We start from the raw sequence: 21,201 nt of genomic DNA, 5'->3' as shown, positions 1-21,201 counted from the left end.
TGTACATTCGTTATTGAATAATGCTAAGCGCTAACTCTGACTGAGATATTCCAGATACTGCCGAACAACGTCTCGTGTCGTGCCGCCATGTGGATACACATGGTGAGTGAGATCTGGCAAGGCGTTGACCTCCAGAATGCCTCCCTGTTCCGTTGTAATAGGTACTCGAATGTCCTTACAGCGAACATCGATACCTGCAACGTCAATCTGGAGCGCTCGGGCTGCCTGTATCATCATGCGGACATTATCCGGGTGAATGTCATCCGTACAATCCCTGTAAAATTCACTGATCTTTCCGGCCGCCGAATTACGGAGGTCATACAGTTCAATCTCCTGATCCACAGGAGACACGTCATTCAAAGCAAGTCCTTGCTTACGCAATGTATCCAGCAGATGAGTATTGTCTAGGTCAATCGCGGGGAAAGCTTCGTACATACCGATCTCTGTGTCCTGCATGCGGTTCCGGTTCAGCATTTCAATCCGTTCACGGACAGACGAACTGCCGTTACCCGTCACATACACAGGACGGTATTGGTTAACCGCCGCTACCTGTTCGTTGATAATTAACACCCGGTAGTCGGTTCCAATGACATATTGTTGTAGCAGAATGCTACTGCCATATTGGGTTGCGAGATGAATTGCCGCTTCCAGCTCAGCAACGGTGCGTACATCCAGGGTAACCCCCTGACTGCTGCTCGAATCCAGCGGTTTGACTACGATGGAACTGTATTGATGAAGGAAAACTTCGGCCTCTTCTCCCATGGCCGCTACAACGATATGAGGGGGAACTGGCATCCCCTGTTCATGCAGGATCAGATTACATGCCTGTTTATTCTTGGCAATCAGTCCTGCGATCAGCGGTAGCCGATGAGTTCTCGTTTTGTTAATGATGATCTGTTTGTGCTCCAAGGACAGTTTTAGAAAATCCTCACAACCATCCACCAGCAACTCGCACCCGATCCCCATCTCTCTTGCTTTGTTCAGAATCAGCCGATTCTGTAGATTCTCAAAACCTTCTGGAAATACGGAACATTTGGAACGAAGTAAATTCATATCCGACCTTCCTATCGGTTGATTTTATTGATAATGATTATCAGTATCATACAAAATCTATTTTATGGTAATTATTCACCCGTTGTCAATATGAAACTTTTAAGGAAAAAATATCTTTATTTCAGAAGGGTATTGGTATTGTAATCGTGGAGTATTGGCATACTTAGGCATAACAAACAAGGCAAGCTATGGAGTTTCCAAATCCTCTGCTTGCCTGTTTCGTTATCCCCATGACAATAAATTGATGGTACTGAGGAATAATTTTGGGGGTGGATGGCCGTAAGAACATGACGTATACGCCTGTGTCCATGATGCTATAAGAATCGTAGCATTTGCCAAAAAAGGCAAAGCAAACGTACCGATTCAGCATTACGGGTATTTTTGACCAACAGGTGCCTCGAAGCTCTTGTTTATCAAGCCATCTGTGTATAACGTTGCTGCGTTTCATGCAGCTTCCTGCCTCTTCCGTGCGGGATACAGGTGGGTGTACCGAATAACGGATCTACAGCAATGTCACACTCCATCTGAAAAACGTTTCGTACGAGATCACGAGTAATAATATCCTCCGGTTTGCCCTCTGCGTAGATGGACTTGTTGTGCACCGCAACGATATGATGTGCGTATCGACAAGCCAGATTCAGGTCGTGAAGCACCATCACGATGGTACGCCCTTCCCGTTCATTTAATTCAAACAGCAGGTCCAGAATATCAATCTGATGTGTCATATCCAGATACGTCGTAGGCTCGTCCAGCAGCAATGTTTCTGTACCTTGTGCCAAGGTCATCGCGATCCATGCACGTTGACGCTGACCACCGGATAACGCATCAACAGGACGATCTGCAAGTTCTGTCAGATGTGTGGACGCAAGAGCCAGTTCAACCATGCGCTCATCCTCACGCGACCATTGTTTAAGCCATGTCTGATGAGGATAGCGTCCTTGGCGAACCAGCTGATTCACGGTCAAACCTTCCGGTGCCGTCGGTCCTTGGGGCAGAATAGACATGCGTCTTGAGATTTCTTTGGTGGGTAGCTTTGCAATCTCTTCACCATCCAATAGCACAGTGCCTGAGCTGGACTTCAGCAGTCTTGCCAGCGTACGTAGCAGCGTCGATTTGCCGCAACCATTACTGCCGATCAGGACTGTAATCTCTCCCTTCGGAATGGTCAGGTTCAGGTTTTCAATAATCGGATCTGCTCCATAGGAGATGGTAAGCTCCTTGGCTTCCAGAATACTCACGGCTCTCTCCTCCTCAATAATGGTTTCGATTCTTAAATAATAGATACAGAAAAAACGGTGCACCAATTCCTGCGGTAAATACGCCTGCAGGGATATCCAGCGGCAGAAATACCGTTCGGGCAATGAGATCGGCTGTACATACCAATAAAGCACCTACAAAGCCGGATACCAGCAGCAAGCTGCCAAACATCCGCCCTACCAGTTTTCGTGCAATATGAGGAGCAATTAAACCCACAAAGCCAATCGTACCTGCGACAGACACCGCAATCCCGGCGAGAAGCACACTGCATAATAACAAGGCAGATCGATGCCACTGCACCGTAACGCCAAGCCCTGTGGCAAGGTCATCTCCGAACTCCTGCGCATTCAAACTGCGACCAAACCACATGGCGAGGGGCAGGACGATGATAATCACAGGTAATATCGTCTGAATATCTGTCCATGTGGCTCCATAGATGCTTCCAGTTAGCCAGATATAAGCCTGACTTGCTGTATAGAACGGGCTTAAAATCAACATAAAGGTCGTGCCAGCGCCCGTTATAGCCGATACGCCTATACCGATCAGCACCAGCCGGATCGGACTGACTCCTTTTTTCCAGGCCAAGATATAAATGATGAATGCTGTGACCATCGCACCCATGACCGCAAAGAGTGGTAGCAATTTAATGCTTACGGCTCCACCCAGTAATGTTACAAATCCTACAGCTGCCACTGCAGCACCACCCGTTATACCGATGACATCAGGTGAGGCAAGTGGATTACGGATAATTCCCTGGAGCAGTGCTCCCGACATTCCCAGTGCGGCCCCGACAAGCAGAGATAACAATACACGTGGAAGCCTGAGTGTCAGCACGACGAAATCATGCTCTCCTGCATTCAGTCCAAAGATGGTGCGAAGGACGTCCAGTGGAGAAATAAAGTCACTGCCTAAGCTTGTTCCGACTACCCCTGCTACCAGAAACAGAAGGACACATACAGCGATAACCATCACGGACTTACGTTCCACTTGAATGGAAACAGTATCTTTTTTATTCCGATACGTCAGCATCTTCCTCATATCTTCGTCACCCCCTTCCGGGCGATATAGATGAAGAAGGGTCCGCCGATTAATGCCGTCATTACACCCAGTGGAACTTCCTGCGGCATAATGACAAGCCTTGCTACGACATCAGCTGACATTAGCAATATCGCTCCACCCAAGAAGCAATACGGGACAAGCCAGCGGTAGTCATTACCAACAAATGCACGCATGATATGTGGTACGACCAGACCCACCAAACCTATGGAACCGGCAACTGCTACAGAACCACCCGCGAGTACTACCGTAACGATTCCCATCATCACTTTGACCAGTAGTACGTTCTGCCCCATCCCTTTTGCAATGTCATCCCCTGTTAATAACAAATTTATAGCTCTCCCCATAAATAACGACACCACTGCGGCTACCGCCATATAAGGTAAAACGGGATACAGCATTTCTAGTGTTCGCCCACTTACCGAACCGGCAAGCCAGAACAGAACATCCTGCAGTCCCGTGCCGTCCAGAACAAGAATCGCTTGCGTAAAAGAGGCAAACAAGGCTGAAATAGCGGTACCCGCTAATACAATTTTGATTGGCGTCAGACCATCACGCCCCAGTGAACCCAAACCATATACAATAGCTGCCGAGATTGCCGCTCCGGCAAATCCAAACCACATCATCGTGGTTAACGAAGACACGGACAATACGACAACAGCAATAACAATAAAGAAAATTGCACCTGCGTTGATCCCGAACACACTCGGGGAAGCGAGCGGATTACGCGTCAGTGCCTGCATCAGTCCGCCTGCAACAGCCAGACTTGCCCCTACAACAGCCGCAATAATCGTGCGTGGCAATCGCTCTGTCAGAAGCACCACATGCTCTACTGATGTTTCATCATAGGACTGAACCGCATCCCACAACATATGAAACGTAATAGGGGTGCGTCCCAGAATCATGCTGGCGGTTGCAGCGAGCAACATAAGAATGAACAACCCAACCAACCCGTATATTTTGGCACTCGCCTTGGTAAAAAGGGGAAACATACTCTCACTCTTTCATCTATGAAGTGAAACAGGACCTGCCTGCCCATACACTTTGCTAACGAAAGTTCTGGTGCATGGCGGATCCTGATCCGGTTATTATTTATTCAGGTTGAACAGCTTGTATAGATCGTCCAGCATCATGTTGGCTGATGTATATCCGCCTGCCATGTTCCAGGCTACCTCATCGACCTGGTACAGTTGATTGTTTTTCACAGCATCAAGGTTTTTCCAGAGCGGACTGCTCGTCCAATCTTTATAATTTTTCTCGATCGCAGCCGTATCCGTACCTGAATTGAAATTAAAAATCATGTCTGCATTCATATCCGGAATGGCCTCTTTGGATGTCAGTTCAACACCCCATTTATCTGCATCATGGCCCGCTGGTCTTGTAAATCCAAGTTCCTTCAGGATTTTACCTGCATAACCCATGTAGAAAATACGAACCTGATCTGCTCTGAAGTTAGTAATGGTTGCTTCAATCGGCAGACGGTCACCCATTTTCTCTTTGAAATCCGCTACGCGTGTCTCCCAATCGGCAAGTAGCTTATTCGATTGCTCTGTTTTGTTCATTGCTTCCCCGACCATCTTCAATGTTTCTTTCCAATCGAACAGCGTTTCGGTCACGACCGTTGGTGCGATCTGGGACAGCTGATCATAGATTTCTTCATCTCTAATTTTGGTAGCAATAATAAGATCGGGCTTCAACTTGTTGATTTCTTCCAGATTCGGCTGGGATTCCTGACCTACTTGCGGTACGCCATCCAGATCTTTACGCAGATATTCATATACCGGCTGCTGCACCCATGATTCCACGACACCTGCCGGTTTCACGCCAAGTGCAACAACGACATCATTCGCACCTTGGAACAGTGTCACGATTCGTTGCGGAGTTCCCGTGATTTTTGTTTCCCCCATGGCATGTTTGATTACCCGAGTCTCGTCTGTAGCTTTGACCGCTTGATCTCCATCCGTGCTACCTTCAGCACTTTTACCACTTGTTGCTGAGCTTGCTGTATTGGTTGTACCCGCACTTCCCCCTGAAGCACAGCCAGCCAGCAGCGAAATCATAAGAATAAGTGCTGCATAAATATATAACTTTTTGCTGAATCGAAACATGGAACCCGTCTCCCCTTTTCACTCTAAATGATATTGAATCTCATTATCAATTGTATTGTAATGGAGTTGGATGATTTAGACAAGCACTTATTTGGAAAAATATTTACGATTCATATCCAGCTTCATTTATTCTATAAACGCCGCTATAAAAGCAAATTTCAGGTGAATACATATAATATAAATCGATATTATCCAACGTTGGTGTAACCACTTATGCCAATTGTCACCTACTTCTTCTGGTCCAAATACAACTTGAACTATCCTTCTATTTCATGATGTGACGGTATACAAGTAAATTAATATTTATACATAAAAGTCTTATATTTATGAATAATTTGACCGTACTTTGTACTTTTCGTACTTAGAGTCGGCTCATATAACTCATCATTTATTCCTAAATTATTCCTGTAAATGAAACTCTTCTTATGTTAGATTATCCCTTGGAATAAAATCACATATAGAGACAGGGGACGGACATTATGAAAAAAAATTGGATTCTTTCGATCCTGATGAGTATGGCGTTGATCGGCGGCATAGTTCTTCCAACAGGGCATTACGCTGCGGCAGCAGACAATTCCACTGTGATTTCGGACGAGGTAAACACGGAAGAGACAATCAACCAGGAAGAACAGGAACTTACGGCGGATGACCAAGATTTTCTGGATTATTTAGATGCATTGGAAGCAGCGGCTGTTTATGAAACGAAAGCTATAAACGCCATAGGCGGAAACACATACATCACCTCTGCCAATCGCAAATCTTTCTTTTTGACGTTAAACAACACAGCTATCCCGAATTACACAAAGTATGTTTCCATGCTAAAGCAGATCAAACCGGAGAATACGGAGTTGAAAAAAATCCATGACAAATTGATTAGAGGCAGCTACGCACAACTGGAAGGTTATCAGTTGTTCAAAAAGGCCGTGTCTAAAACAACAATAAACCGTACGTTCCTCAAGCAGGGCAATGACAAGGTTGCTGCGGGTAAGAAGAGCATCGAGCAGTACCTCAAAGAAGTTAAGACATACGGAGAACAACTGGGATTCCAGATGTAGTATACTCGGCTCCATAATTAATTGATAATTAAGGAAAAAAAGTGTTTTCTTTTGCAAAAATAATTCGTATAATATCCGTATAATCAAAAGGCTATGCTGCCGAAAGGTACAACCTCGTGAACATGAGAGGTTGTGCCTTTTTTGCGTTTTCTACGCGTTTTTCACGGCATTCTCTAGCCCTATTTTGCATTTAACCATGTGCCAAGGAGTGATATCTATGATTTTAGAAGCCATTTATCATCGTCCCAAACTGAACTGGTCTTATGCGTATAATCGAACAACCATGCATCTTCGCTTGCGGTCCAAACGGGGAGATTTGGATGCCGTTATTGCGATTACAGGGGATAAATATGCCTGGGATCGGACGATCACACATATTCCTATGCAAATTTTCGCCCGGGACGAAATGTTTGATTACTGGGAAGCCGAGACATCTCCGCCTTACCGCAGACTTCGTTATGCCTTTCAGCTAATCCAGGGGGAAGATTCTGTGTGGATGACAGAGCGAGGATTTGAACAGGTACTGCCGGATCATCCGCTGGAAATGTTTGATTTTCCATTCATGAATCCGGTTGATATTTTTGAACCGCCTGCCTGGGTTAAAGATGCTGTATTTTATCAAATTTTCCCCGAACGTTTTGCGAATGGCGACCCATCTCTAACGCCAGCAAACGCTGAGTCTTGGGGCGGTACGCCTACACCTACCAATTTCTTTGGCGGAGACCTGCAAGGCGTGATGGATCATCTGGATCATTTTCATAAACTCGGGATCACAGCCATCTATTTCTGTCCATTGTTCGAGGCCACGACCAACCATAAATACAATACCGCGGATTACTTGAAAGTTGATCCTCAGTTTGGCACGAATGAACAATTGAGAATGCTAGTGGACGCATGTCATGCTCGCGGTATACGAGTCGTTCTGGATGCTGTATTTAACCATTCGGGAAAAGAGTTTCCTCCTTTTATCGACGTAATGAAAAATGGCGCTAATTCCCCTTATGCGGACTGGTTCTACATCAAGGATTGGCCGCCACGGGTTGAGGATGGCATCCCAACCTACGAAACCTTTGCCTTTGAGCCGCTCATGCCGAAGCTCAACACGGAGCACCCGGATGTCAAAGCGTACCTGCTTGAGGTTGCACGCTACTGGATAGAGGAGATGGATATTGACGGTTGGCGACTGGATGTGGCCAATGAGGTGGATCACCAGTTCTGGCGTGAATTCCGTCAGACGGTCAAAGCGATCAAGCCCGATGCTTATCTGCTCGGTGAAATCTGGCATGATTCATTAATGTGGCTGCAAGGCGACCAGTTCGATGCAGTCATGAACTACCCTTTTACCAACTCCGTACTGGATTATGCCGTGCACGGCAAGCTGGATGGACTCGGATTCGCCAACGAGATTGGCAAACTGCTTGCTGCGTACTCCCAACCCGTTACCGAAGCAGCGTTTAACCTGCTGGGCAGCCACGATACGCCGCGGTTACTGACGTTATGTGATGGCGATATACGCAAAATGAAATTGGCTGTCACGTTGCTTTTCTCCTATCCGGGTGCGCCTTGCGTCTATTATGGAGATGAGGTCGGACTGGACGGTGGATATGACCCGGGTTGCCGCAAATGTATGGAGTGGGACGTGGGCAAACAGAACCGGGAACTGCTTGAATTCTTCATCCATACGATTGAGGTACGTAAGAAACATCCAGCTTTGCGCAGCGCGGGGTTAAAGATTATGTATGCCGAAGCAGGTGATCCTTGCCTTGCTATGGAACGTGTGGATTCGGAGACGGGAGAACGTATGGTACTGGTGATCAATGCCAGTGATGAGCCTCGTAAACTGGAGCTTGGATGGGGAGATCATAACGTATGGCGTGACTTGTATACTGCGGCTTCGGTTGAGGCAAGACAGAACAAGTTGACCTTGGAGCTCGGCGCATACGGCTTCTCTTTGTTGCAATGTGAGGTGAAACAGCCAGCAGAAGCATGATTTTGGTAAAGGGTACAATTCCGAAGGGCTGAACGTGAATAACGTCCGGCCCTTTTTTGTATAAAAAGCACACCCTTACGTCTTAAGCAACGTCTCTCCTGTATGAACAAAAAAAACGCACATCCCTTCGGATTTATGCGTTCTCCAGTTCATGGATTGTATTGGATTCATCAGCCTGATCATTCTCTGATTAAGCGGTTACGCATGATCCGGCGGCGATCATACCGGCTTTCTTACCTTTTTCATACGGGAGCTGACGAGTGCTTCCTCTGTAATCACAATTTTCTGCGGAATTTTGTATGCAGGCAGTTTGTCTTGGCAATAGGCCCATATAGCCCTGCGAAGCTCTTTCAGTGAACTAGGATTAGCGAGTCGCACTGTCGCTTTCACCTGCTGGCCTGTTATCCCGCTCACTTCTCCCGTAACTACCGCCGCTTCAATGCCATCCATCTCTTCAAGCACACTCTCCACTTCGGCAGGGTACACCTTCCAGCCACCTACATTAATAATCTCGGAACGCCGACCCAGAATGCGGATATATCCTTCCTCCACCACTGCCTCATCTCCCGTTCGCAACCAACCGTCTTCTGTAAAAGGAGACGGAGCATTCAGGTAACCCATCATCGCCGTTGCGGTATAAATCTGTAACTCCCCATCTACAAGCCGACACTTCACCTCGTCATCCTGAATGGAAAATAACAGCGAACCCGGTTCTTTAGAACGTGTTGGTAAAATCCCCAATTCGGACATGCCGTAAGCTTGAATCGTCCTAATCCTCGGAAAGCGCCGAGTCCAGGCTTCCAAAACCGACTCAGGCATTACTTCCGAGCCATAAGAGACCACTTCCAGGCTGGAAAGGTCGTAATGCTCATCTTGTTTTCCCAAAAGCAGCAGATTCATAAATGTCGGGGATACGGGCAGTGCCTGTACACGATGTTTCTGAATGGTATGACACACTTCCTCCGGAGTACGGTTCATCACAATACACAGACACCCGCCGCTGGATAGCGATTGTAGCATGGTATTCACCCCGCCGATGTGGTCAAACATCATAAAAGGGATAGTACGTAGCGGACGCACCTGCCGTCGAAAGGCCTGTAACAACCGGTCTGCCCGGTGAACCGTCGCCTTACTTACTCCCGTCGAACCTGAGGAGAACAGAACTAATCCGCCCACCTGCTCCAGTCGCAATTCAGTCAAAATGGACGGCATCGCTTCTTCTTCATGAGTCTCGCTCATCTGTCTCACCAAAAGCTTGCCTGCGTCTACACCCAAGCGTACAGCTACATGTGCAAGCTTTACGTACTCGTCCCGTTTCGCTTCGACCAAATTACGGTCGATCGGAAGCACGATGCACCCTGCTCCAAGCAATGCCAGCATTGCCGATGCTGCATAGGGAGAATAGTCCTCTTCCAATGTGACAACCCGCCCCGATATCCTCTCTCTCTCGATCCATTCTCCCATGAGAAAAATCTGACGAACCAGCCAGTCGTAACTGTACTCTTGCTCCTCCCAAATAAACGCCGGGTGCTGCATGTGAGCGGTAAAGCGCTCTAGCAAAAAATCAATCACCTCACACCCTCCCCATCACTGCCCAAGGTCTGCTGCTGTGCAAGATAATTCACCAGCGAGCCGACCGTCTGATACGGACTTTCCGGCAAGGAAGCAGCAGCAATCTCGGCGAGAGCGTTCCCCAGGCCTCTTCCCCAATGCTCTTCAATGCCCTGCTCTACCACAGCCAGTAAAGACACCAGTTCCAGTGAATTCAGTCGTCCATCCCGACCATATAGTGGTGCATTACCGCCCTCATCCAAGGCAATGAATGTGTTATGATACGCATTCAGCTCCCGACAGCTATCCAGTACAATGCGTAGCAGGGCAGCCTTGTGTTCATTTTCGTTGTCTATATCTGTTTGGGATTGCCGCGGATATGTGGAAGCTTGAGGCAGTGCTTTTCTTAACGACGAATACCAGTTGTATTCATCTGCGGCTAGCTCTTGCACTACACCTGACAACTGAGCTTGCCACCCTTCACGCTGCTTCAACCTTGCCACCTGAAGCAAACTATTGGCCTTTTCCCATCGGAGAATGATGTTCTCATATTCCTTGGCGTATTGGTCAAGCGGCGCACCCAGCCACTCAGCAGACTCCTTGAGCACGTCCCGGAAATAATATCGACTCCACCGCATATCAAAAAGCAGACCCGATATTCGCGCTTCGCTCTCTGCATTCCCTCCTGCATTTCCTTCCAGTGCATCGATCAGACTGGTAGAGACAGCATGTCCAAAATAAAAACGCCGTGCTCCCTCCATGATCGTTCTACCTGTCAAAAATTCATGTACCTGAGTAGTCAATGCCTGGGCCAGCATCTCCCGGTACCCCTGCGAATCCAGCAGGACTTTGGCCTGAATATCCGTTGTTCCGTAGGTTCGCAGCGTCTCCTTCCGTTTAACCTCCGCAAGTTCAGGGATCGTCTGATGCCCTCTCCAAAAATCATGGAAAGCTGCATGCTCCACCTTGCCTTTAAACTTGTAAAACACAGGGTCGTAGACATACATGTGGTCTTCATCCATGCCATACACGGCAAGCCAATGATCCATCAGGTAATGCCTTGAGCCTTGTTTGACATGTTTGTTAATATACTCGGGATTGTGATAGTCGTCGCAATAAGGCAGATGGTAGCTGGTGCCTGTGGCCAAAAAAAGTCTGCCCGTTTCAAGCTGCTGCCGGATCAGCACTTTTCCTTCCTCAAAGCTGCCCAGCTCCCGCTGGTCGTTAATCTTCCAGATCGGTTCCTCATAATCCAGCTTGTGAAAATAAGTCTTCACCAAGCCGTTATCTTCGCATGATGGCAGCGTATATAATCGGCTGGCAGCCAGCATGGCAAGACTTGAAACGGAACCCTGCCGCTCAAGCACTTCATGAATCAAGGGGAAATTGCATGGATAATAGTAAGGGATGTCCAGTGTTGGAGCGAAGGAATGGATTATCATTTGAGGGAGCCTCCTATTTCTACTTTGGCAGATGCACTGCCCCAAGCCTGAATATGATAGTGGAGAGACATGTCTTCGATTGCACGAAATATTCGATTGGCTATGGGATTGCCTTCCTGATCCGTCTCGAATAACCGGAAACCACGGGTAAAACGGAAAGAGAAGCCACTGTCTCGCGGAATATGATAACAGCCTTCATAGTGACCATCACCTGCATGCATGAGCTTCATGCCCATCCCGCCGTAGATGAATTTTTCCCATGGCTCCGATGATCTGAATGTTGGTGTAAGCTTTGCCTGCATACAGACCTGTACAACGGGGGTTAGTTCAGATATAACCCTGTAATCTCGTGTAGCCGTTAAATCACCCGATTCCAGCGTAATTGTAGCACTTCCTATGGCCTGAGGAATCAGCGTACCGTCTGCAAGAACCTGAAGAACTTCAGGATGACTTGAAACATACTCTCCGCTTAGCAAGGTCTGACTCAGACCGTTATCACACTGGAACCGCGCCTGAACCCTTACCTGCATTCCACCTTCTAGTCCGATGACATCTCTGCCATATAGCTCTAATGAAGTCGGTTGCCCTTCTTGACCGAACATGTACAACAGGGGGAAATGTACTCGCGCTCCCCAATCCGCTTCCTGATGGCAAGCGTCTGCCTGTTCGAAGTAAGCCAGCTTTTTTGCATCCGCTCCCTGATCCAGCATCTTCTGTACAACCCTTCTCACCTGTTCAGGCAGGAACAGTCCTTCGGTGTCTCCAATATCCACCCACATGTTCACATCCGGAATGGTATCCGGCAGTCGGTACATGTTTTTCTCCCGCAGTCCATTCTCAGCTTGTTCATCCAATTGTGCATCCACAAAGTACGGAGACATCATGATCAGCTTGCCAAACACATCTGGATGACGCATCCCGATATGCAAGGTGCATAATGCAGCCGCCGAGGAACCGAGTAATCCCGTGTTATCTCTATCTCTCTTTGTCCGGTATCGCTGATCAATCATCGGTTTAAGCTCATCAATAATAAATTGCTCGTATTCAATTCCGGAGCCTCCTATGCCGATTGCTTCCTGCTCAGCATCAACGTAGTGATAGAACTCGTTGCGGGTAACCGGACGAACGTGGGCAATGGCAACAATAATGATGGGTTCAATCCGGCCAGCAGAGATGAGTTCATCTGCTGCCAGGTCAAGTTGCCACGTTTCGTTTCCCGGACTGGATGGCCCAAAAGCCCGCTGTCCTGCATGAACGTACAACACCGGGTAATGCCGTTCAATCTGCTCCTCGTAACCTGGCGGAAGATATACGTAAATGTTTCTCTTATTGCCGAGCTGCGATGCCTGAATGTTTTTCAGACACGCTATAACAGATCCTGTGCTCACTGCCATCAACCGCCTCTCTCTTCCTTTTCCCTCAGGACAAACTAACTAAGCAAACCTCCCCCGGATTCTGCTGTGAATCCTAGGTGACAACAAACAACCCCGCCTCAGGAGAGACGGGGTTGTCCCGGATAGGTCAGCTGAATTACAAGCTGATCCGGAAAGCATAGCCCTTAATTTGATTGAATCTGCGAATAGTTTAAATCGAGCGGGATACTTTTGTAAATATAAAAATAGAAAAAAAATACTCAGAAAAAATTTATTGACATAAAAACCAAATTTTCTTAAGATAGCGTTGTGATCATAACTCGAGGGCTATGCTTTTAAACCCCAGTGGTTTAGGACAACCCCGGTAACTCCCCATGGAGATACCGGGGTTGCCTGCGTTTGCGCCTGGAAGGAGGAATCCAAACATCTCAGTGAATCAACCTGTACTATTGTAAGCGCTATAATTCAAAGTCCGTTGGTTGTTTATCAAAAACTACTACATTCACGAAGGGTGGATTACCATGTTTCAACTGGCCAAACGCGCATTCCTCAGCACTACACTGACCCTCGGCTTGCTTGCCGGCAGCGCCCTGCCGTTCTTGCCAGCTTCCGCTGTATACGCCGATCCGGACACCGCTGTGACCAACAAACAGAGCTTCAGTACTGATGTGATTTACCAAGTATTTACGGATCGCTTTTTGGATGGCAATCCCTCCAACAACCCCACCGGAGCTGCTTATGATGCCACATGCAGCAATTTGAAGCTGTACTGCGGCGGAGACTGGCAAGGGTTAATCAACAAAATCAACGATAACTATTTCAGTGATCTGGGTGTCACAGCGTTGTGGATCTCCCAGCCTGTCGAAAATATTTTTGCGACGATCAACTATAGCGGCGTAACCAATACTGCCTACCACGGCTACTGGGCTCGAGACTTCAAAAAGACCAATCCGTACTTCGGCACGATGGCGGATTTTCAGAACCTGATTACGACGGCTCATGCCAAAGGCATCAAGATTGTCATTGACTTTGCACCGAATCACACCTCTCCAGCGATGGAAACCGACACCTCTTTTGCCGAAAATGGCAGACTGTACGATAACGGTACACTGGTAGGCGGTTATACCAATGATACCAACGGGTACTTCCATCACAATGGCGGCTCCGACTTCTCTTCCCTAGAGAACGGCATCTACAAAAATCTGTATGACCTGGCCGACTTCAACCACAATAATGCGACCATCGACAAATACTTCAAAGATGCGATCAAACTGTGGCTTGATATGGGCGTTGACGGTATTCGGGTGGATGCGGTAAAACATATGCCTCTCGGCTGGCAAAAGAGCTGGATGTCCTCCATCTACGCACACAAACCCGTGTTCACTTTTGGAGAATGGTTCCTGGGATCAGCTGCATCCGATGCAGATAACACGGATTTTGCTAACAAGTCTGGTATGAGCCTGCTCGACTTCCGCTTTAACTCTGCGGTGCGTAATGTGTTCCGTGATAACACGTCCAACATGTACGCACTGGATTCCATGATTAACAGTACAGCTACGGACTACAACCAAGTGAACGATCAGGTGACGTTTATCGACAACCATGATATGGATCGTTTCAAAACAAGTGCGGTCAACAATCGCCGTCTGGAACAGGCTTTGGCCTTCACATTGACTTCACGTGGTGTGCCTGCCATCTACTATGGTACTGAACAGTATTTGACGGGGAATGGCGATCCGGATAACCGTGCCAAAATGCCTTCGTTCTCCAAATCCACTACAGCTTTTAACGTCATCAGCAAACTTGCGCCTCTGCGCAAATCCAATCCAGCCATTGCCTACGGTTCCACACAGCAGCGCTGGATTAATAATGATGTATATGTTTATGAGCGTAAATTCGGCAAGAGCGTAGCCGTTGTCGCGGTAAACCGCAATCTTTCCACGTCAGCAAGCATTACAGGATTAAGCACTTCCCTGCCTACAGGCTCATACACGGATGTACTTGGCGGGGTGCTGAACGGAAATAACATCACCGCCACGAACGGTAGCATTAACAACTTCACCCTTGCTGCGGGTGCAACGGCAGTATGGCAATACACAACTGCCGAAACAACACCAACCATCGGTCATGTTGGTCCGGTTATGGGGAAACCCGGTAATGTGGTGACAATTGATGGCCGTGGATTCGGCTCGACGAAAGGCACGGTCTTCTTCGGCACTACAGCGGTTACCGGAGCAGCGATTACGTCTTGGGAAGATACACAGATTAAGGTAACCATCCCTTCCGTTGCCGCTGGCAACTATGCAGTCAAAGTTGCCGCGAGCGGAGTAAACAGCAATGCTTACAACAACTTCACCATCCTGACTGGCGATCAGGTCACCGTTCGCTTCGTCGTAAACAATGCGTCCACAACGCTTGGACAGAACCTCTATCTGACAGGCAATGTAGCCGAGCTTGGCAACTGGAGCACCGGTTCCACTGCCATTGGACCAGCATTCAATCAGGTCATTCATCAATACCCAACCTGGTACTATGATGTCAGCGTACCGGCAGGCAAACAGCTGGAGTTCAAATTTTTCAAGAAAAACGGTTCAACGATTACATGGGAAACCGGTTCTAACCACACATTCACTACACCAGCAAGCGGAACAGCCACCGTTACGGTGAACTGGCAGTAAGAACTTCATATCATTGAATACACAAGCTAACCCGGAATACGCAAATGTAGCGTATATTCCGGGTTTTGCTATGTGATCGGATTTGTGATAGAGAATGTTTCGTTAAGATCTTGTTGAAAAAACCGCCTGTCTTCATTTGTATGAATATCTAAGTATAGGTTCGAATGGACTTCAAGGTTGTGATGGCAACGATTCCTGTTGCAAGCAACATCATCCCTACGCCTTCCAATACGGCGGCGGCACCCCAGTGATCCGCAAAGATCGAGACTACTGTCAGCCCCAGAATCGGCGCTGTACTTGTAATGGTGCCAACGACACCATAAACGCTACCCTGCATCTCATCTGGCACGGCGGTGCGAAGCATAATCTGGGTGAGCATCGTGCAACAGGCAAACATGGCTCCTCCACCAATGATAAGCGGCAAGGCCATGAGAGGCGAGGATACATTCGCCATAAGCATATAAACAGGCCCTAACACAAGTAAGCCGATAAAGACCCAACGCCCGCGATGTTTCAATCTTTTTCCCGAAGCGATCAACACTCCTGATCCAATCATGTATCCCAGCGGAATACAGGTCTCGATCAACCCGAATTGAACTGGATTTGCCTTCCATACGTTAACAGCCATCACCTGAATAAGCATCATCGCTGACATGAAAAAGAGAAGTATCAGCGGATTGAGTAATACAATGGAACGAATGAGTCGACTCCGATAGATGTAAGCAAACGAACTGCGCCACGCCTGTGCAAAAGATTTCGGGTCACCACTGGCACGCATCACCTGTGGAAAACGCCCTGCCAGCAGCACACAGATTGCAGACAATAGGAAAGTTGCCCCCGTAATCAGGATGGCGACAAAACCACCAAACGCAGCTACAGCGACCCCGGCGGCCGCCAAACCACTTATACGAGCCAGATTGTCCACCAGATGAATGGTACCCGTTGCCTGCTGGATGCGCTCTTTACCCACGATGCTCGCAGCGGAAGCATGAAATGCTGGAGCCTGAAACAAACTGGAAAACATCGATAAAGAGAGCAATAACAGCAATACAGGAAAAGGTACATGCCAGCTGAACAGGCTAACTGCAACCAGCAAAGCGATCACACCACGAAACACGTCTGAAGCCAGCATCAGCTTCCTTCGATCCAGCCGATCGGCCACCGTACCCGCTACTGATCCAAATAGAAAACTGACCACCATATTGCAGATCTGCACAGCAGCCATGCTCTTAGCACTGCCCGTTGTCTGAAGTACCCACAGGCTGATGGCAATACTATTAAAACAGTCACCAAAAACAGATATGCCATACCCGTACAGGATTCTGCGGAACGTCCTGTTACGCCATAGGGTGCGCGGAGCTTCACTGCTCTGCAGAGTAGCTTGTCCCCCTGGATAGACTGTAGCTTCAGGCTCACTGGAAGGGTTCATGCCCATACATCACCTTCCTCCTTTTTCTTCATTAGAAGCCCTCGACAAGCAAGCCTTAATCAGAAAGCCTGGATATAATTCTACATCCCCCTAAGCACAAGCAGACACTTCCGAAGCGTGGCCAGTCGACATAGACATGACGTTGCGTTGCGGAAGTGCCTGGTCGAATTGCCGCAAGTGCGGCTCATCTTGCCATTAATGCGGCTGACTATGCTGTTGAAGGCACGGTGTCTTCTTACCCTTTGGAAGCCCCTGTGGTCAGCCCCTGAACGAGGAAACGTTGCAGGAATACAAACAACAAAGTAATTGGAATAGCAATCAGTACAGCTCCTGCAGCAAACATCGTGAAGTTACTGTCCTGATATCGATTCACGAGATCCCACATTCCTACAGCCAGAGTCCAATTTTCTTTGGTACGCAGCACGAGTCGGGCAAAAATAAAATCCATCCACGCCCCCGTGAAGCTGGTTAAGGCAACGTAAGTTAGCATCGGCTTGGATAATGGGAGGATGATGCTTGTGAACACACGCAGATGACTGGCACCATCGATACGAGCTGCTTCATCCAGACTGCGCGGGATGGTGTCAAAGAAACCTTTGACGATGAATCCGCCCAGCACTGCCCCTGAGGAATAGACCAGAATAAGCGCAGCATGCGTGTCGAGCAGTTTGATTTGCAGCAAAATAATATAGATGGCAATCATGCTCATGAAGCTTGGAAACATGCCCAGAATGAGCATGGTGGACAGAATCGTTTTACGCCCCCGAAAACGGAACCGGGATAACGCGTACATGCCCAGCGTCACCATCAATGTGGAGAAAATCATCGTGAAGAATGCGATTTTCAGCGTATTCATATACCATCTGCCGTACATAAAGGACGGATTGTTAAACAGCTCTCCATAATGGGATAGCGTGAATCTTTCCGGCCATAAGCGTTCACTGAACAATGCCGCGCCGGGACGTAAGGACGACAGAAAAATCCATAAAACTGGATATATGGATACGACAGCAATAATCACTAAAAGCACGTAACTAAGCGTCAAACGAATCGGATTGTTGCGTTTCTTCATTGGATCATGTCCTCCTCCTTGAATGATTTGGAGCGGCGGAAATTCCAGATGGAGAAGGTAGCAATAATCAGGAAGATGATGATACCTACCGCAGAAGCCATATTGAATTTATTATTGTCGAGTGTGAGTTTGTAGAGCCAGGTCACCAGCAAATCCGTTGCCCCAGCATACTGATAGTCTCCGCGAAGCGGATTACCGTTCGTTAGCAGGAAAATGACGTTGAAGTTGTTGAAGTTTCCGGCAAACTGCATAATCAGCACCGGTGTCGTGGCAAATAAAATAAACGGCATCGTAATAATCTTGAACTTCTGGAACGCAGAAGCGCCGTCTACTTCGGCTGCCTCATACAGATCACGCGGAATAGCGGTAAGCACACCCAAAATGAGCACCATGCTGACCGGAATACCGATCCACATGTTGACGACAATGACAGTAACTTTGGCCCAGAACGGGTCCGTCAGCCAAGGCAAGCCTTCCAGTCCGAATGCTCGCATGTACGTATTGATTGGTCCAAACTGACCGTTGAAGAGATTGCGCATCAGTAGCAACGAGATAATCTGTGGAATGGCATAAGGCAAAATAAAAATGGTACGCCACAACTTTTTGAAGCGGATGCCTTTCTGTTCAATTAACAAAGCTACAAGAACTCCGCCGAAGTACGTCGTTACGGTAGCCAAGACAGCCCAGATGACTGTCCAGGTGAGCACCCCGTAGAACGTCTGGCTCCAGGATTTGAGCTGGATCAGATCCGTAAATGTTTTGAACCCTACCCAGTCCACCAGTTTGGCTGGTGGAATATGATCCGGTGCCGCATAGTTCGTAAACGCAATCGTAACGGTGAACAGAATCGGCATGATTGTAAAAAACAGAATACCGAGTGCCGGGATGGACAGGAACAGATACGGAAAATTTTTGTCCATTACATTGCGCATCGTTGCCGCGGCTCCCAGCGTCGGTTTCCCTTGCTCTCTTGCAAGTCCGGTCATATACGCATCCCGGATATTCAGAATGTAAACAAGCACAAACACAAAAAAGACCAGCAGCACAATAATTCCGTCAAGCAACAAAAAGATAGAATGGTCGCCCTTTTGAAGCACCGTTGAACCATTCACTTTCACAAAACGCTGTGTATTCTCCCCCAGTGTCCATATTCCCCATACCGCTTGGGACAGCCGAGGAAGCAGGTATGCAAGCCCTGCTCCCTCCAGCAGCAATAGAATAATGCCTTTAATCCACTGCCGATTGTATAACTGTCCGAGACCTTGCAGTATGATGGAGCATATGGCTGCTGTCATCCGGTGCTGCTTTTCCCGATTGGGCTGGGCAGACACCGGGACATGCTGTTGCCGCATATGCTCCCTCCTCTCCGTTTGGTATCATTCATCGTTCACCGTTCATTCGTGTCATCGCTGTTTCGTCATTATTGTGTGGTTGCCAGGCTCTCCTTAATCTGTTTCACAGCATTGTCAAGGGAGGCTTTCACATCCTTGCCGCTATCCCAAATATCTGTAATAGCTGACGATATAGGTCCCCATACACTGTCCATGGCTGGAAGGGAAGGCATCGGTGTCGAGTTGTTGAATTGTTCAAGGAAGGCTTTGTTGATCGGATCTTCCTGTACTTTGGCGTCTGCCGCCACATTTTTGTTCGCCGGAAGTGTACCGTTCATGTCAAAGTTCTCCATCTGGGCTTCTTCGTTCGAGAGGAATGCAGCCAGCAACTTGGAAGCATTAGGATACTGGGTAAACGCATTGACGTAATAGGCTTTCACACCCGAGAAGGAAGTCATTGGCTTGCCATCAATAGCGGGAAGCGGAGCAACTCCAAAATCAATTCCGGCGTTGCGATAGTCGGCAATGGTCCAAGGTCCGTTAATATCCATGGCCAGCTTGCCGCTGGAGAACAATCCCTTTTTGATATCGTAGTTCACATCGCCCATCTTGAGCGGCAGCACCTCACCCTTCAGCTTTTGGAGGAATTCTCCCCCCTTCTGCGCTCCTTCGTTGTTCAAACCGAGGTCACTGCTATCCATCCCGTTGTCCCCAAAGATATATCCACCCTGAGACGCTAGGAAAGCATAGTTATAATAGAATTGTTGTAATTCCCACATCAGCGCATACTGATTGGATTTGGTATTGTTAAACGTTTTGGCAAAATCGATAATTTCATCAAAGTTTTTCGGTGCTTCGGGGTACAAGGCTTTGTTGTAAAAGAGGGCATACGTCTCGACGCTGTACGGATATCCGTATAAAATGTCTTTGAACGTCACCGCTTTCAGCGCATTCTCGCTGGTATTAGCTGTGGTCTCAGCTTCGAAGATATCATTAGGCAAAATAAGTCCTGCTTCCGAGGCGCTTCCAATCTTGTCATGCGGGAACACAACGACATCCGCAGCAAGCCCGGCAGGGCCATCCGTCGTTAACTTGGTTACCTGATCTGTTGGCGGTAATTCCTCCATTTTGACCGTGACGCCATATTTTTCTTCGAATTTTTTGACTCGTTGCTGAATAAAGCTACTCTGGTTTTTATCCTCCCAGATGACCAGTGTTGCGCCCTCTTCTGGCTGGAGATTCTCAGCAGTCAGCTGCACGGTATCCTCTGGATTATCACTTGGCGCTGCAGGAGTAGAACTTCCTCCTCCTCCGGTTGAACATGCAGCTAGTGTAAAAGCCATTCCGATGGACAGAACTGTGCCTTGCCATTTTCTCATGTGAAATGTCCCCTTTCCCTCTGTGTAGTTCAAGAAAATTTTGCGCTTTTCACCCTTTAAACGCCGTAGATTGTCAGGATTTGTGTTCCATGTGAATCGTTGTACAAACGTTTGCCCAAAATGAAACACAATGTCACTGATGCATTCGATATGTAGGGGTAAATAAGTTAAAAGTATGTAAATTCAATGATGTAAGCGCTATAATATATACCACATCATACAATACCGAACTTTATTTGTACAAACGTTTGCACAAGCTGTATTCCTTCAAATTTAACCATATCCTGAATTTTGTTCACAGTAATTTCCTATTTCCTTGATCTAACTCTATCTTCCTTTATTTTGCTCCACTTGCATTCCGGGTTAACGAGTTAACAATTGATTTCTGGTACCCTTTGCATTACCATAGGAGAATGTTGAAATGATT

The 21,201-nt window shown here is 47.7% G+C and carries 15 protein-coding genes; 3 read left to right on the top strand and 12 right to left on the bottom strand.

Annotation, left to right across the window (positions count from 1 at the left end):
- Window positions 1-30: 30 nt before the first annotated feature.
- The 5 genes from ACT89M_RS04905 to ACT89M_RS04885 all read right to left on the bottom strand — a co-directional run bounded on the left by ACT89M_RS04905 (window position 31) and on the right by ACT89M_RS04885 (window position 5,474).
- Window positions 31-1,053 (bottom strand): ATP-grasp domain-containing protein, encoded by a 1,023-nt coding sequence (locus ACT89M_RS04905; RefSeq protein WP_154891186.1) that lies wholly within the window; start codon window positions 1,051-1,053, stop codon window positions 31-33.
- A gap of 413 nt (window positions 1,054-1,466) precedes the next feature.
- Entirely contained in the window at window positions 1,467-2,291 is an 825-nt protein-coding gene (locus ACT89M_RS04900) for an ATP-binding cassette domain-containing protein (protein ID WP_154891185.1), read from the bottom strand.
- A 13-nt stretch (window positions 2,292-2,304) separates the two neighbouring features.
- Window positions 2,305-3,348 carry a FecCD family ABC transporter permease gene (locus tag ACT89M_RS04895; protein ID WP_154891184.1) on the bottom strand — a complete coding sequence of 348 codons (1,044 nt, stop codon included), beginning with the start codon at window positions 3,346-3,348 and terminating at the stop codon, window positions 2,305-2,307.
- On the bottom strand, window positions 3,345-4,358 hold the full coding sequence (locus ACT89M_RS04890) for a FecCD family ABC transporter permease (protein ID WP_154891183.1): 1,014 nt from the start codon (window positions 4,356-4,358) through the stop codon (window positions 3,345-3,347). The genes ACT89M_RS04895 and ACT89M_RS04890 overlap by 4 nt, the downstream gene beginning before the upstream one ends.
- 96 nt (window positions 4,359-4,454) lie before the next feature.
- Window positions 4,455-5,474, bottom strand: coding sequence for an ABC transporter substrate-binding protein (locus ACT89M_RS04885; protein ID WP_154891182.1), 1,020 nt, complete (start codon window positions 5,472-5,474; stop codon window positions 4,455-4,457).
- Between the two features lie 479 nt (window positions 5,475-5,953).
- Between ACT89M_RS04885 and ACT89M_RS04880 the strand changes: the two genes are divergently transcribed.
- The gene (locus tag ACT89M_RS04880; RefSeq protein ID WP_090917504.1) at window positions 5,954-6,529 is read left to right on the top strand and encodes a hypothetical protein; all 576 of its coding nucleotides are present in this window, start codon (window positions 5,954-5,956) and stop codon (window positions 6,527-6,529) included.
- Between the two features lie 217 nt (window positions 6,530-6,746).
- Window positions 6,747-8,519 (top strand): glycoside hydrolase family 13 protein, encoded by a 1,773-nt coding sequence (locus tag ACT89M_RS04875; protein ID WP_308722305.1) that lies wholly within the window; start codon window positions 6,747-6,749, stop codon window positions 8,517-8,519.
- A 219-nt stretch (window positions 8,520-8,738) separates the two neighbouring features.
- Here the strand turns inward: ACT89M_RS04875 and ACT89M_RS04870 are convergent, their stop codons facing one another.
- Genes ACT89M_RS04870 through ACT89M_RS04860 form a run of 3 tightly spaced genes read right to left on the bottom strand, consistent with a single transcriptional unit; the run spans window position 8,739 to window position 12,900 of the window.
- Window positions 8,739-10,091 carry an ANL family adenylate-forming protein gene (locus ACT89M_RS04870; RefSeq protein ID WP_253497001.1) on the bottom strand — a complete coding sequence of 451 codons (1,353 nt, stop codon included), beginning with the start codon at window positions 10,089-10,091 and terminating at the stop codon, window positions 8,739-8,741.
- Window positions 10,088-11,512 (bottom strand): cysteine peptidase family C39 domain-containing protein, encoded by a 1,425-nt coding sequence (locus ACT89M_RS04865; RefSeq protein ID WP_487345006.1) that lies wholly within the window; start codon window positions 11,510-11,512, stop codon window positions 10,088-10,090. Before ACT89M_RS04865 ends, ACT89M_RS04870 begins: the two co-directional genes overlap by 4 nt.
- Complete coding sequence (locus tag ACT89M_RS04860; protein ID WP_487345005.1) at window positions 11,509-12,900, bottom strand: alpha/beta hydrolase; 1,392 nt, start codon at window positions 12,898-12,900, stop codon at window positions 11,509-11,511. Before ACT89M_RS04860 ends, ACT89M_RS04865 begins: the two co-directional genes overlap by 4 nt.
- 506 nt (window positions 12,901-13,406) lie before the next feature.
- Here ACT89M_RS04860 and ACT89M_RS04855 point away from each other — a divergent pair.
- On the top strand, window positions 13,407-15,563 hold the full coding sequence (locus ACT89M_RS04855) for an alpha-amylase family glycosyl hydrolase (RefSeq protein ID WP_186809776.1): 2,157 nt from the start codon (window positions 13,407-13,409) through the stop codon (window positions 15,561-15,563).
- 148 nt (window positions 15,564-15,711) lie between these two features.
- Here ACT89M_RS04855 and ACT89M_RS04850 read toward each other — a convergent pair whose 3' ends face one another.
- The 4 genes from ACT89M_RS04850 to ACT89M_RS04835 form a co-directional block, all read right to left on the bottom strand.
- Window positions 15,712-16,998: an MFS transporter gene (locus tag ACT89M_RS04850; RefSeq protein WP_154891179.1), complete on the bottom strand. Its 1,287-nt coding sequence runs from the start codon at window positions 16,996-16,998 to the stop codon at window positions 15,712-15,714.
- Window positions 16,999-17,227: 229 nt separating this feature from the next.
- Window positions 17,228-18,064 (bottom strand): sugar ABC transporter permease, encoded by an 837-nt coding sequence (locus tag ACT89M_RS04845; RefSeq protein WP_154891178.1) that lies wholly within the window; start codon window positions 18,062-18,064, stop codon window positions 17,228-17,230.
- Window positions 18,061-19,416 (bottom strand): carbohydrate ABC transporter permease, encoded by a 1,356-nt coding sequence (locus ACT89M_RS04840; RefSeq protein WP_090917488.1) that lies wholly within the window; start codon window positions 19,414-19,416, stop codon window positions 18,061-18,063. The genes ACT89M_RS04845 and ACT89M_RS04840 overlap by 4 nt, the downstream gene beginning before the upstream one ends.
- 68 nt (window positions 19,417-19,484) lie before the next feature.
- Window positions 19,485-20,774: a sugar ABC transporter substrate-binding protein gene (locus ACT89M_RS04835; RefSeq protein ID WP_154891177.1), complete on the bottom strand. Its 1,290-nt coding sequence runs from the start codon at window positions 20,772-20,774 to the stop codon at window positions 19,485-19,487.
- Window positions 20,775-21,201: the final 427 nt, after the last annotated feature.

The sequence above is a fragment of the Paenibacillus sp. NN59 genome, from assembly GCF_057597225.1.
This window is presented reverse-complemented; position numbering and strand designations above follow the sequence as displayed.

Excerpts from the sequence above, each read along its gene's own strand:
- ACT89M_RS04905 (WP_154891186.1), bottom strand. The coding sequence starts at position 1,053 with ATGAATTTACTTCGTTCCAAATGTTCCGTATTTCCAGAAGGTTTTGAG.
- ACT89M_RS04895 (WP_154891184.1), bottom strand. The coding sequence starts at position 3,348 with ATGAGGAAGATGCTGACGTATCGGAATAAAAAAGATACTGTTTCCATT.
- ACT89M_RS04890 (WP_154891183.1), bottom strand. The coding sequence starts at position 4,358 with ATGTTTCCCCTTTTTACCAAGGCGAGTGCCAAAATATACGGGTTGGTT.
- ACT89M_RS04885 (WP_154891182.1), bottom strand. The coding sequence starts at position 5,474 with ATGTTTCGATTCAGCAAAAAGTTATATATTTATGCAGCACTTATTCTT.
- ACT89M_RS04880 (WP_090917504.1), top strand. The coding sequence starts at position 5,954 with ATGAAAAAAAATTGGATTCTTTCGATCCTGATGAGTATGGCGTTGATC.
- ACT89M_RS04875 (WP_308722305.1), top strand. The coding sequence starts at position 6,747 with ATGATTTTAGAAGCCATTTATCATCGTCCCAAACTGAACTGGTCTTAT.
- ACT89M_RS04865 (WP_487345006.1), bottom strand. The coding sequence starts at position 11,512 with ATGATAATCCATTCCTTCGCTCCAACACTGGACATCCCTTACTATTAT.
- ACT89M_RS04855 (WP_186809776.1), top strand. The coding sequence starts at position 13,407 with ATGTTTCAACTGGCCAAACGCGCATTCCTCAGCACTACACTGACCCTC.
- ACT89M_RS04850 (WP_154891179.1), bottom strand. The coding sequence starts at position 16,998 with ATGGGCATGAACCCTTCCAGTGAGCCTGAAGCTACAGTCTATCCAGGG.
- ACT89M_RS04845 (WP_154891178.1), bottom strand. The coding sequence starts at position 18,064 with ATGAAGAAACGCAACAATCCGATTCGTTTGACGCTTAGTTACGTGCTT.
- ACT89M_RS04840 (WP_090917488.1), bottom strand. The coding sequence starts at position 19,416 with ATGCGGCAACAGCATGTCCCGGTGTCTGCCCAGCCCAATCGGGAAAAG.
- ACT89M_RS04835 (WP_154891177.1), bottom strand. The coding sequence starts at position 20,774 with ATGAGAAAATGGCAAGGCACAGTTCTGTCCATCGGAATGGCTTTTACA.